The 12,460-nt window shown below is 61.2% G+C and carries 13 protein-coding genes; 2 read left to right on the top strand and 11 right to left on the bottom strand.

Annotated elements, in window-relative coordinates; genetic code table 11:
* Positions 1–12: 12 nt before the first annotated feature.
* The 5 genes from nagZ to hinT are packed head-to-tail and all read right to left on the bottom strand — an operon-like array spanning position 13 to position 3,247.
* Complete coding sequence (gene nagZ, locus MHZ97_RS03040; RefSeq protein WP_103795479.1) at positions 13–1,056, bottom strand: beta-N-acetylhexosaminidase; 1,044 nt, start codon at positions 1,054–1,056, stop codon at positions 13–15.
* A 35-nt stretch (positions 1,057–1,091) separates the two neighbouring features.
* On the bottom strand, positions 1,092–1,907 hold the full coding sequence (gene thiK, locus MHZ97_RS03035; protein WP_374044219.1) for a thiamine kinase: 816 nt from the start codon (positions 1,905–1,907) through the stop codon (positions 1,092–1,094).
* Positions 1,891–2,496: a penicillin-binding protein activator LpoB gene (gene lpoB, locus MHZ97_RS03030; protein WP_103795477.1), complete on the bottom strand. Its 606-nt coding sequence runs from the start codon at positions 2,494–2,496 to the stop codon at positions 1,891–1,893. Before lpoB ends, thiK begins: the two co-directional genes overlap by 17 nt.
* Positions 2,497–2,506: 10 nt before the next feature.
* Positions 2,507–2,875: a YcfL family protein gene (locus MHZ97_RS03025; protein ID WP_103795476.1), complete on the bottom strand. Its 369-nt coding sequence runs from the start codon at positions 2,873–2,875 to the stop codon at positions 2,507–2,509.
* Positions 2,876–2,896: 21 nt separating this feature from the next.
* Complete coding sequence (gene hinT, locus MHZ97_RS03020) at positions 2,897–3,247, bottom strand: purine nucleoside phosphoramidase (protein WP_103795475.1); 351 nt, start codon at positions 3,245–3,247, stop codon at positions 2,897–2,899.
* 354 nt (positions 3,248–3,601) lie between these two features.
* On the opposite strand from hinT, the gene MHZ97_RS03015 reads away from it, so the two are divergent.
* On the top strand, positions 3,602–5,194 hold the full coding sequence (locus tag MHZ97_RS03015; RefSeq protein WP_239312006.1) for an MFS transporter: 1,593 nt from the start codon (positions 3,602–3,604) through the stop codon (positions 5,192–5,194).
* A 9-nt stretch (positions 5,195–5,203) separates the two neighbouring features.
* Positions 5,204–6,343 (top strand): glycoside hydrolase family 105 protein, encoded by a 1,140-nt coding sequence (locus MHZ97_RS03010; RefSeq protein WP_103795473.1) that lies wholly within the window; start codon positions 5,204–5,206, stop codon positions 6,341–6,343.
* Positions 6,344–6,405: 62 nt separating this feature from the next.
* On the opposite strand, the gene ptsG is transcribed toward MHZ97_RS03010, so the two are convergent.
* The 6 genes from ptsG to pabC form a co-directional block, all read right to left on the bottom strand.
* Positions 6,406–7,839, bottom strand: coding sequence for a PTS glucose transporter subunit IIBC (gene ptsG / locus MHZ97_RS03005; protein ID WP_103795472.1), 1,434 nt, complete (start codon positions 7,837–7,839; stop codon positions 6,406–6,408).
* Between the two features lie 285 nt (positions 7,840–8,124).
* A complete protein-coding gene (locus tag MHZ97_RS03000; protein WP_103795471.1) occupies positions 8,125–8,916 on the bottom strand; it encodes a metal-dependent hydrolase in 792 nt (263 codons plus the stop codon).
* A gap of 19 nt (positions 8,917–8,935) precedes the next feature.
* Complete coding sequence (gene holB / locus MHZ97_RS02995; RefSeq protein WP_103795470.1) at positions 8,936–9,925, bottom strand: DNA polymerase III subunit delta'; 990 nt, start codon at positions 9,923–9,925, stop codon at positions 8,936–8,938.
* Positions 9,922–10,554 (bottom strand): dTMP kinase, encoded by a 633-nt coding sequence (tmk, locus tag MHZ97_RS02990; RefSeq protein WP_103795469.1) that lies wholly within the window; start codon positions 10,552–10,554, stop codon positions 9,922–9,924. Before tmk ends, holB begins: the two co-directional genes overlap by 4 nt.
* Positions 10,544–11,563, bottom strand: a complete 1,020-nt coding sequence (gene mltG, locus MHZ97_RS02985) for an endolytic transglycosylase MltG (protein WP_103795468.1) — start codon at positions 11,561–11,563, stop codon at positions 10,544–10,546. The genes tmk and mltG overlap by 11 nt, the downstream gene beginning before the upstream one ends.
* Positions 11,560–12,372: an aminodeoxychorismate lyase gene (gene pabC, locus MHZ97_RS02980; protein WP_239312018.1), complete on the bottom strand. Its 813-nt coding sequence runs from the start codon at positions 12,370–12,372 to the stop codon at positions 11,560–11,562. The genes mltG and pabC overlap by 4 nt, the downstream gene beginning before the upstream one ends.
* Positions 12,373–12,460: the final 88 nt, after the last annotated feature.

The following is a 12,460-nucleotide window of genomic DNA, read 5'->3' as shown; positions in this document are numbered from 1 at the left end:
CGGGAGCAGAGACTACTTCCCTGACGCTTTGTGTTCCAGCCAGCGCGCCTGCAGGTTGCTCAGCTGCTGCGCGTTCTGCTTCCAGCGCGTGCTCTGCTGCAGGTTCTGGCGGGTGAAGGTTCCCCGATGGTACAGCCGCGGCACGCGCTCGGCGCCGATCGCGATCAAATTATCCAGCACGCTGATCGCCCCTTCGCGATGGTTGCAGACCAGGATCATGTCGCATCCGGCCGACAGCGACTGCTGCGCGCGCTCGGCATAGCTGCCCATAATCGCGGCACCTTCCATCGACAGATCGTCAGAGAAGATGACGCCGTCAAAGCCCAGCTCTTGACGCAGTACCTTCTTCAGCCAGTAAGGCGAACCGCTGGCGGGCAGTGGATCGACTTCAGTATAGATAACGTGCGCCGGCATGACCGCATCCAGCGCGCCTTCGTCGAACAGTGCCTGGAAAATCGCCATATCGTGACGACGCAGGGTTTCCAGATCGCGCGGATCGCGCGGCGTCTCTTTGTGCGAGTCGGCGCTGACCGCGCCGTGCCCCGGGAAGTGCTTGCCGGTGGTTTTCATGCCGGCTTCATGCATGCCGGCGATAAAGCGGCGCGCCATCGCCAGCGCAATTTGCGGATCCTCATGGAACGAGCGATCGCCGATCGCCGCGCTGATATGGCCCAGATCCAGCACCGGCGCGAAGCTGATGTCGATATCCATGGCGATCATCTCCGCCGCCATCTGCCAGCCCGCCTGCTGCGCCAGCTCGCCGCCGGTTTCCGCATCGTGCAGCGCCGCGAAAGACTGCATCGCGGGCAAGGTGGTGAAGCCGTCGCGGAAGCGCTGCACGCGTCCGCCCTCCTGATCGACCGCCACCACCAGCCGCGTGCGCGACGCGCTGCGGATCTGGCGCACCAGCTCGGCAAGCTGCGCCGGATCGTGGTAGTTGCGCGCAAAGAGGATCACGCCGCCGACCGTGGGATGCTGCAGCATCTCGCGCTCTTCGGCATCCAGTTCAAAACTTTCGACATCCAGCATCAGCGGGCCGGGAAGTTGTGTCGTCATAATCTGTTCCTGGCGCGGCGTTCTCGCCGCGCGTATTAAATGTATTGCCAGCTCTGCCGCGCCAGCTGGCGCAGTTCCGCATCCTCGCTCTGCTCGGCGCGCAGCTGATACCAGCTCGCCATCAGCAGTCGCAGCCAGGGCTGCCAGCGCGTCACCTGCCGCGCCAGCGTCGCGGGCGGCAGATGTGCCGCCCGGGCATAGGCGGCCAGCCAGCGATCCGCATGGGCGGGATCGGCGGCGCACAGCGCAGCCAGCTCTAACGCCACGTCGCCATCGGCGGCGTACTCCCAGTCGATCAGGTGCAGCCCTTCCCCGTCTGCAATCAGGTTGCCGGCGTGGACATCCATATGCAGCGGCGCCAGCCGCAGCGGCGCGGGTTCGCCCACGCGCGCCAGCCGACGCAGGGCGCGCTGCCAGCCAGGGTGCCGCTGGCGGCACAGCTGCCAGTAGCGCCACAGCAGCGGCAGCAGCAGCAGGCGATAGCCGGTAGGCGGCTGCTGATGCAGCCGCAGCAGCAGGGTCACCACCTCGTCACGCCGCTGCTGAAACGCCTGCGGCGAGAGCGGCTCACCCGCGCGCCACGGCAGCAGCAATAGCTGCGCGTCGCCTGGCAGCGGGCGCGGCGTCAGGCCGCTGGGATGCAGTTTACGCAGCAGGCGGGCTTCGCGCTGGCGATCGACAAAGGGGATCGCCGGCTGTGGCGCAGGGCGCGCAATAAACGCGCCCCGCTCGCTTTCCAGTTTGCTGCTGTGGCCGGTCAGCCCCTGCAGCGGCGTCAGCCTGCCCGCCGCGACGCCCGGCAGTCGTGCTTCGATACGCGCCAGCAGCAAGGGATCAATTCTGGGCGACACCTTTGCCTGACCAGACGATTTCGCCGGTCTGCACCAGCATCAGCTGCATTTGCAGCGTCGGGGTCTTCACATCGCCCTGCGCCGTGCTGTAGAGCACATACTGCGCGTTGAGCGTGCGGGCCAGGCCAATCGCCTTGCTGCGCGAGTTCAGGCTATCGTCCGGCGACAGGCCCAGCGTCTGCTTGGCCTGCGCCAGCTGATCGTTGGTTACCAGCGTAAACTTGCCGTTGTTGGCCAGCGCGTTCTGAATCGCATCGGTGGCTTTTTCGCCCTGCAGCGCGCCGTTGGTGCTGTTTTTAATGCGATCCACCATCAGCACGCTGCCCGGCGTGACGCCGTTGGCGGAGCGCAGCATCTGCGCCACCAGCGGCTGCACGCTGGCGTCCCAGTTAATGGTTTTCAGCTTCGGCGGCTGCGGCACCGGCTGCGTTGGCTCCGGTACAGGCTCCGGCTGCGGAACGGGCTGTGGCTGCGTCGGTTCGGCAGGCTGCGTCGGTTCAACGGGGGCGGGCTGCTGCTGCTTAATTACGCAGCCGGAAAGAATGAGCGCCATCAGAAGCGCTCCGGAACGAGGGAGTCGGCGAATCACGTAACAGTCCTCAGAGATAAAGGTAGAGACGAACCTTGCTGGCCGTCAGGTTGCCCATTTGGGAAGCGGCAACAATGCTGCCGTGTGCCGGAACGGTGACCCGCTGCGCCGGTTCGCCCGGCGTAATTTCCAGTCCTTTGTCGTCGTACCAGTAATAACGATAGTGGATCACCACCGGCGTTTCGCGCTGATTATAGAGCACGCTGCGCGCGCGCTGCTGCCCATCCTGCTCGTCGATTACCGGCTCGTCGGTAATGATGCCGGCAGAGAGCACAGAGGACTCCATTACCAGCGACTGCGACGTGTCGATCATCGGTTTATCGCTGCTGCAGCCTGCCAGAGTCAGCAGGAGCGGCAAGCCTGTCAGCCATTGACGCATAACTCGCTTCCGTATGGAAAATCAGTCGGCCAGCATTGGACCCAGCGGACGACCGCCGAGTAAATGCATATGAATGTGGTACACCTCCTGACCGCCATGACGATTGCAGTTAACGATCAGGCGGTAGCCGTCTTGATCGATGCCTTCGGCGCGCGCGACTTTGGCGGCGACGGTGAACAGGCGGCCCAGCGCCTGCTCGTGGGCGGGCAGCGCGTCGTTAGCGGTCGGGATTAATACGTTAGGGACAATCAAAATATGGGTCGGCGCTTTGGGAGAGATATCGCGAAACGCAGTGACCAGCTCATCCTGATACACCACGTCGGCGGGGATTTCGCGACGGATGATTTTACTGAAAATAGTTTCTTCAGCCATGGTGCAATTCCTTAAGCCTGATTGACAGTGAATCAGTATGCGTGAGGAATTTGTTTTCTTTCAAGCTCAGTACCACTTTTCCCCGATTAACTGCCTGCCTTTGCGCCATTTTTCACCGCTTCTTTTTCCTGTGCGCCGCTTCGCACATTCCCGCCGTGGGCGCAGTTAAAATGAAACAGTGTTTCATAAATTAGAAACACGCCGCCCTTTTCTTTGCGTTACTGCCAGCCAGAAGCGACGCCTGGCGTAATTGCGAAGGTTTGCCCCGCGCTGCGGCTCTACTTTCTATTTATTCCGAGTGTGTGGTCCGGATAACAAGGGATGTAATGACTATGGCTAAACAGGAGCATCCGTATGCGCTCACGTAAAATTGGTTTTGGCCACTATCTGGCTTACGGCTCCGGGGATTTTCTCGGCGCAGGCACCACGGCGCTTACCGCTGCCTGGCTGCTCTATTTTTATACTACCTTCTGCGGTCTGACGCCTATTGAAGCGACCTTTATCTTCGCCGCCGCGCGCGTGCTGGACGCGGTAGTCAGCCCGCTGATGGGCTTTCTCACCGATAACTTCGGCTCGACCTGGCTGGGCAAGCGCTTCGGCCGCCGCAAATTCTTTATTCTGCTCGGCATTCCCTGCGTCTTTAGCTATAGCCTGATGTGGATCGGCGATATGAGCTTCTGGTGGTATCTCGCCACCTACCTGCTGTTCGATATTGTCTACACCATGATTCTGGTGCCCTATGAAACCCTGGTGCCGGAAATGACCGACGATTTTAAACAGAAAACCCGCTTCTCCGGCGCGCGTATCGCGCTGGCGCAGCTGTCGGCGATCCTCGCCGCCTTCCTGCCGGGCATCTTGATCGGCGCGCTGGGCAAAGATAATCCGCTCTCGTTTTTCTATGCCAGCCTGGTGTTTTCCATGATCTGCGCGCTGGTGCTGACGCTGGTCTGGTTCTTTACCTGGGAGCGCGATCCCGGCGATTTCTCCGCAGAGTCGCGCCGCGCCGAAGAGGAGAAGCGGCAGCTCTCTCTGATGCAGAGCCTGAAGCGTCTCTATGTTGAGCTCGCCTCGACGCTGCGCATCCGCATTTTCCGTCAGCATCTTGGCATGTATCTGGGCGGCTATATTGCACAGGATGTCTTTAACGCCGTCTTTACCTGGTATGTGGTGTTCGTGCTGATGCAGAGCGCGCAGGTCGCCTCAAACCTGATGGGCACCATGGCGCTGCTGCAGTTTATCGCCGTGATGGGCATGATCCCGCTCTGCATCCGTATGGGGCCAGCGCCCGCCTACCGCCTGGTGGTCACGCTGTTCGGCATCGCCGCCCTCTCCTACGCCGGCCTCTGGTATGCGGGCATGAGCGACAGCTTTTCACTGCTGCTGCTGATTTCGGCGCTGGCGGGTCTGGGACGCGGCGGCATCAACTATGTACCCTGGAATATCTACACCTACATCGCTGACGTGGATGAGGTGATTACCGGCCAGCGCCGCGAGGGGATTTTTGCCGGCATTATGACTCTGACCCGCAAAGCCTCCCAGGCGGGCGCGGTGATGCTGGTCGGCATCGTGCTGCAGCTCTCCGGCTTCGTCTCGGGTCAGGCGACCCAGGCGCCGGGCGTCAGCCATACCATTCTCGGCATCCTCAGCCTCGGCACCCTGTGCGTGCTGGTCTGCGGCTTCCTGGTTTCGCTGCGCTTTAAGCTCAATCTGCAGACCCACACCGTGCTGCGCGAAGAGACGCTGAAGATACGCGAGGCTGACCGCGTCCTGCCGGAGCGCATCACGCCTGAAGCGCGCGATATCGTCGAGACCCTGGCCGGGATGCCCTATGAGAATCTGTGGGGCAACAACAACATCGGCTTCCTTAACCGTCATAAACCGGCCGCGCCGCCGCTAACCGCCGCGCGTCCGCTCGCTTCTCCCCTGACTACCACCTTGAAACGATAGGAATGAACCATGACTGTATTTCCTGTGAAACAGAGTGCGCTTTTGTGCCAACCCGAATTTCTGCTGCCGCGCCGGGAGCTGCTGCAACTGATTCACAAGCTGACGCAAAACCTGGTGAATATTACCGACGAGACGGGAGAGTTTTTGCTGCGCCTCGACGACGGACGCGTGATTGATACCAAAGGCTGGGCGGGCTGGGAGTGGACCCACGGCATCGGTCTCTACGGTATGCTGCACTATTATCAGCAAACCGGCGATCGGCAGACGCTAAGCATTATTGACGACTGGTTCGCCGCGCGCCTTGCGGAAGGCACCCCAACCAAAAACGTAAATACCGTGGCGCCCTTCCTGACGCTCGCCTGGCGCTACGAAGAGACGGGCAACCCCGCCTGGCGGCCGGTGCTGGAGCGCTGGGCGGAGTGGGTAATGTATGAGATGCCGCGCACCGAGCAGGGTGGCCTGCAGCATATCGTCTACAACAATGAAAACCACCAGCAGCTCTGGGACGATACGCTGATGATGAGCGTTATGGCGCTGGCAAAAATCGGCCAGCTGCTCAATCGTCAAGAGTTTATCGAGGAGGCGAGCTATCAGTTCCTGCTGCATACGCAATATCTGATGGATCGCCAGACCGGCCTCTGGTTTCACGGCTGGAGCTTCGAGGGGCGCCATAATTTCGCCAGTGCGCGCTGGGCGCGCGGCAACAGCTGGCTCACTATCGCGATCCCCGACTTCCTGGAGATGATGAACTGGCCGGAACAGCATGCGACGCGGCGCTTCCTGTTGCAGGTGCTGGAGAGCCAGGTGAAAGCGCTGCGCGCCTGCCAGCATCCGAGCGGCCTGTGGCACACGCTGCTGGACGATCCCGACAGCTATCTGGAGGCGTCGGCGACCGCGGGCTTCGCCTACGGCATTATCAAGGCGGTGCGCAAGCGCTACCTTAGCGCGGACTATCTGCCCACCGGGCTAAACGCGCTGCGCGGCGTAATCGCCAACATCGACGAAGAGGGCGAGCTGAAGCAGGTTTCGTTCGGCACCGCGATGGGCAGCGATCTCGACTACTACCGCAACGTGCCGCTCACCTCGATGCCTTACGGTCAGGCGATGGCGCTGCTCTGCCTGACGGAGTACCTGCGCGTCTATCTCTGAGCGCCGCGCGCAGACAGCTAAAAAAAAGCCCCGCTTATGCGGGGCTTTATCTTTATTACGCTTTACATGCTGCGGATGTAGTCATCCATATCGGTTTTCAGGTTATCGGACTTGGTGCCGAAAATCGCCTGAACCCCTGAGCCTGCCACCACTACGCCACGGGCGCCGAGGTTTTTCAGCTCGTTTTGGTCAACCTTGCTGACGTCCGCCACGCTGACGCGCAGACGGGTAATGCAGGCATCCAGGTTCGTGATGTTCTCTTTGCCGCCGAAAGCGGAAACCAGCTTGCCCGCCATCTCGCTGCCGGTTGCTGAAGAGGACTCGGTGGTGACATCTTCACGGCCAGGCGTTTTCAGGTTCAGCTTGACGATCAGCACGCGGAAAATGGTGTAGTAAACCAGACCGTAGATAATGCCTACAACCGGGAACAGCCAGATTTTGCTGCTGTTGCCGCTCAGCACGATAAAGTCGATCAGGCCGTGCGAGAAGCTGGTGCCGTCACGCATGCCGAGCAGGATACAGATCGGGAACGCCAGACCGGCCAGGATTGCGTGGATCACATAGAGGATCGGCGCAACGAACATAAATGAGAATTCGATCGGCTCGGTGATACCGGTCAGGAACGCAGTCAGCGCGGCGGAGATCATGATGCCGCCCACTTTGGCGCGGTTTTCAGGCTTCGCCGAATGCCAGATGGCGATTGCCGCCGCCGGCAGGCCGTACATTTTGAACAGGAAGCCGCCAGAGAGTTTGCCCGCGGTCGGGTCGCCCGCCATATAGCGCGGAATATCGCCGTGGAACACCTGACCCGCCGCATTGGTGAACTCACCAATCTGCATCTGGAAAGGTACGTTCCAGATATGGTGCAGGCCGAAAGGCACCAGCGCACGTTCAACGACGCCGTAGATACCGAACGCAACAACCGGGTTCTGGTAGGCCGCCCACTGTGAAAACTCCTGAATCGCCGAGCCAATTGGCGGCCAGATAAAGGAGAGCAGCACGCCCAGCACGATCGCCGCCAGGCCGGAGATGATCGGCACAAAGCGCTTACCGGCGAAGAAGCCCAGATATTCTGGCAGCTTGATACGGTAGAAGCGGTTAAACATATAGGCCGCTATCGCACCGGCAATAATGCCGCCCAGCACGCCGGTATCCGCCAGATGGTGCGCGGCAATCTCTTCAGCGGAGAGATGCAGCACCAGCGGCGCGACCACCGCCATGGTTTTCACCATGATGCCGTAGGCCACCACCGACGCCAGCGCCGAGACGCCGTCGTTGTTGGTAAAGCCGAGCGCCACGCCGATAGCGAAGATAAGCGGCATATTAGCAAACACCGAACCACCCGCTTCCGCCATGACGTGGGAAACGACGGCCGGTAGCCAGCTAAAGTTTGCCGAACCAACACCTAATAAAATGCCGGCGATCGGCAGAACCGATACCGGCAGCATGAGCGATTTACCGACCTTTTGCAGGTTCGCAAATGCGTTCTTGAACATAGCCTGAAGCTCCTGAGTATGAGTGCGATTTTGCGCTATGCGCTGGGTCGTGGGGGAGGATCCGCAACCCGTTTGACGGTGACCGCCTTTTAATTATTACGAAGGGTAAAATAAATCAGCTGGCGTTACTTTGATGACTATCACGTTTCCTGAATCGGCCGGGCCGGATATCAGTATATTCTGACTGACAGCGCGCCTTTTGACCCCATAAAAAGGTCGCCCTGCGGTAAAAAACAGGGCGATCCGTCGGTGTTACCGAATTATTACAGGCTTTGAAATAAAACCTTAACCGCCGAGACGGCTCATGGGTACCTTGAATAGCGTCGAAAAGTTTTGCGTAGTGGTCGCGGCCAGCGTCTCGATATCGACCCCCTTCAGCACCGCGAGATACTCCGCTACGTCGCGCGTATAGGCCGGCTGGTTCTCTTTGCCGCGGTACGGCACCGGTGCCAGATAGGGCGAGTCGGTCTCCACCAGCATGCGATCCAGCGGCACATAGCGCGCCGCTTCGCGCAGCTGTTCGGCATTGCGGAAGGTGACGATGCCGGAAAAAGAGATATAAAAGCCCATATCCAGCAGCTTCGCCGCCGTCGCCTGATCTTCAGTAAAGCAGTGCAGTACACCGCCGCAGCGCTCTACCTGCTCTTCGCGCAGAATCGCCAGCGTATCGTCACGCGCGTCGCGGGTATGGACGATAATCGGCTTGTTCAGCGCGATGCCGGTGCGAATATGCTCGCGGAACGACGCCTGCTGCTGCGCCATGGTTTCCTGTTGATAATAGTAGTCAAGGCCGGTTTCGCCCAGCGCCACCACGCGCGGATCGGCGGCCAGACGACGAAACTCCTCGACGTCGTACGGCTCTTCCTGGTTCAGCGGGTGTACGCCGACCGAAAGCGCGATATTTTCTCGCTCGCCCACCAGCGCCTTCAGGGTATGAAAACCGGGCAGCGTTGTGGCGATGGCCAGCATAAATTTCACGTCGCGCGCGGCGGCTTTGGCAAGCACATCGTCGAGATCGCGATGGTGCTTTTCATAGTCCAGGCCATCAAGATGGCAGTGTGAATCAACAATAAACATAAGGTGTCTCTTTAAATCGTTAAGCGACTACGCCGGGCTTGCGTTTATCCGCCCAGCTAAGAAGTCGGTCGGTTAACAGCAGTTCGCGGTTAACGGCGGCCACGTGCAGCAGCTCTTCCCGGCACTGCATCCACTCGCGTGCGCTCTCATCCAGCGCGCGAGCAGAAAAGGTCTCTGCCAGCAGCGCGACCACATCCTCACGGTCGGGGTTGCTCAGCCAGCGCGCGGCGCCCTGCTGCCACTTAATGGCATCCACCAGCAGCGCCATCAGCCAGCTGATACGCGCGGCGACATCCTCGGCATTAAGCAGCGGCAGCAGCAGTAAAATATCCTGCCGCAGCGCGGCAGGCAGCCCGTCACACAGGCTCTGGCGCGCCTGCCAGCGCGCTGGCTCCAGCAGCCTTAGCGCCGCCGCCGGGGCACCGCCGCTAAGGCGCAGCGCGGTTTGCAGCGCGGCGGGCGCGTGCGACTGCTGCTTGCCCAGCCACTGCAGGCTCTGCGCCTCGTCCGGCGGCGTCAGCGAGAGCGCCATACAGCGGCTGCGCAGCGTGGCCAGCAGCCGGGACGACTCGCGACAGCCTAAAAAGAACCAGCTGTTGGCGGGCGGCTCTTCCAGGGTTTTCAACAGCGCGTTAGCCGCCGATTCGCTGAGCTGCGCGGCATCGGGCAGCCAGACCACTTTTGCGCCCCCCTGCTGGGCGAAATGGTAGAGCTTTTCGGTCACCTGGCGCACCGCGTCGATACCCAGGGTGCTTTTGCCCTTTTCCGCCTCCAGCCGGTACCAGTCGGGATGGGTCTGCGCCTGCATCAGCTGGCAGCCGTGGCACTGGCCGCAGCTTTTTAGCCCATCCTTCTGCTGACACATCAGCCAGCGGCTGACGCCCCATACCAGCGCCTCCTCGCCCATGCCGTCAATCGCCTGGATCAGCAGCGCGTGATGCGCGCGTCCCGCCTGATGCTGGCCGATGATGTAGCGGTAAGGCTGATTCAGCCAGGGATACCAGTTCATGCCTGCTGATCCAGCCAGCGCGTCAGGGTCGCTTTGATCGCCTGGGTGACGCTCTCGAGCGGCTGCGTCGCATCCACCGTCAGGATGCTCTTGTCTTCAGCCGCCAGCGCCAGATAGCGCGCACGCGTGCGCTCGAAAAAGCGCAGCGACTCCTGCTCGATGCGATCCAGCGCGCCGCGCGCGCGGGCGCGCTGCAGGCCGATTTCCGGCGTGACGTCGAGATAGAGCTGAAGATCGGGACGGAAATCCCCCAGCACCGCATCGCGCAGGGTGCGCATCAGGGCGGCGTCCAGCCCCCGTCCGCCGCCCTGATAGGCCTGCGAAGAGAGATCGTGCCGGTCGCCAATAACCCAGGCGCCGCGCGCCAGCGCGGGCTTAATCACGGTATCCACCAGCTGAACGCGGGCGGCGTAGAGCATCAGCAGCTCGGCTTTGTCCGTGACCTGCTCGCCTTCGATCCCCTGCTTCACCAGTACGCGCAGCTGCTCGGCCAGCGGCGTGCCGCCCGGCTCGCGCGTAAAGACGATATCCTGAACGCCCCGTTCGCGCAGCGCGGCGACGACCGCCTCGCGCGCGGTGGTTTTTCCGGCGCCTTCCAGGCCTTCAATGACAATAAACTTACTTTTCATCTTTTTCCTTTAGCGTTTGCCGGTAAGCCTGTACTGCCTGGTTATGACTGGCAAGGTTGGTGGTAAAGGTATGGCCGCCCTTGCCGTCGGCGACAAAATAGAGGTAATCCGTTTTTTCCGGGTGCGCGGCCGCTTCCAGCGAGGCTTTGCTCGGCACGGCGATCGGGCCAGGCGGCAAGCCGTTTATGGTATAGGTATTGTAATCGGTCGGCGTCTCAAGGTCTTTACGGGTTAGCGTGCCGGTGTACCTGTCGCCCATGCCGTAAATCACTGTCGGATCGGTTTGCAGCTTCATACCGGTGCGCAGGCGATTGATAAATACCGACGCGACGCGCGCGCGCTCGGTGCTGACGGCGGTCTCTTTTTCAATGACCGACGCCATGGTCACCATCTCCAGCGGATTTTTATAGGGCAGATCCGCCATGCGCTTTTGCCAGATTTGGTCCACCAGCGCCGTCATGCGGAGGTGTGCGCGCTGCAGCAGCGCGATGTCGCTGGTGTTGGCGGTATAGAGATAAGTGTCCGGGTAGAAGCTGCCTTCCAGCGCCAGCGGATCGATGTTCAGCGTTTTCGCCAGCGTCGCGAACTGATCATCCTTTAGCGTGTGTTTGATATAGGGGGCGGCGCGCAGCTCGGCGAGCCAGTCGCGCAGGCGCTGCCCCTCAACCAGCCGCAGCGGGAACTGCGCCTCTTTGCCGCTGGCGAGCAGCTGCAGCAGCGCGCGCACCGTCATCCCCTTCTGTAGCCGATAGGTGCCCGCTTTAAAGCGCGCCAGATCCGGCTCCAGCTTCAGCAGCGGGCCGAACCAGACACTCTGTGGGATCAGGTGCTGGCTCTCCAGCTGCGCCTCCAGCGCCACCCGCCCGGTGCCCGCTGGCAAGGTATAGATCGTTTCCTGGTCAATGGTTAACGGCGTCGCGGCGAAGCGCTGGATTTGCCAGTAGCTAAACGCCGCCGCAAGGGCCAGAATCGCCGCGATAACGACGAAGATTTTTTTTGTTCGACTCATTTTGCTTCCATTAAATTGCAGCGCTCCTGAAACCAGCGGTAGAGCGTGCGCTCGCTGTATTCTCTGTCGTCCAGCTGCCGCACCGGCAAAACCGGCATCAGGGCATTGCAGATCACGATTTCGTCGGCCGCCAGCAGCTGAGACGCTTCGCAGCGCACCACCTCGCAATGCAGGCCGGCGGCGGCCATCTGCGCCATCAGATAACGCCGCATCACGCCGTCGACCCCAGCGTGCGTCAGATCAGGGGTAAAAACGCGTTCGCCCTGCCGCCAGAATAAATTGGCCGCACAGCATTCCACCACGTAGCCAGCAGTGTCAAGCACCAGCGCCTCGTCGGCGTCGCTCCGCTCGAGATGCGCACGGATCATCACCTGCTCCAGACGATTCAGGTGTTTGATGCCCGCCAGCAGCGGGCTCTGCGCCAGCCGCACCGGGCTGCTCTGCAGCCTGACGCCCTGCGTGTGCAGCGTCTGATAGTGATGCGGCCAGGGCGCAACCGAGACGATGCGCGTAGCGCCGCTGCCGCCTTTGCGGCTGTAGCCGCGGCCGCCAGAGCCGGCGCTAAGGATAACTTTTACCACCGCCTGCGCGTGCGGCTGCGCGGCTGCGCGCATCTCCGCTTCCAGCCTGCCCCAGTCGACGTCGGGTATCAGCAGGCGTTCGCATCCCTCACGCAGACGGCGCAGGTGCGCCTCCAGCAGCTGGATGCGGCCGTTATGCACCGCCGCCGTGGTAAAGCAGCCGTCGCCAAATTGCGTTGCGCGATCCGTGGCGGGCAAGCTGAGCTGCTCCGCTCCGTTTATCCACATAAGGCTCTCCCGTCAAGAAAAGCGCTATGGTAGCGCGTTGTGGTGTGATAATCCGTTTCAGAGCCTTTCCAGATAGAAAAAAGGCCCG

It is taken from the genome of Pantoea sp. ACRSC, from assembly GCF_022346785.1.
Lineage (GTDB): Bacteria > Pseudomonadota > Gammaproteobacteria > Enterobacterales > Enterobacteriaceae > Pantoea > Pantoea alvi.
The sequence above is the reverse complement of the archived record's forward strand: the minus strand, read 5'-3'. Positions and strand labels throughout refer to the sequence as shown.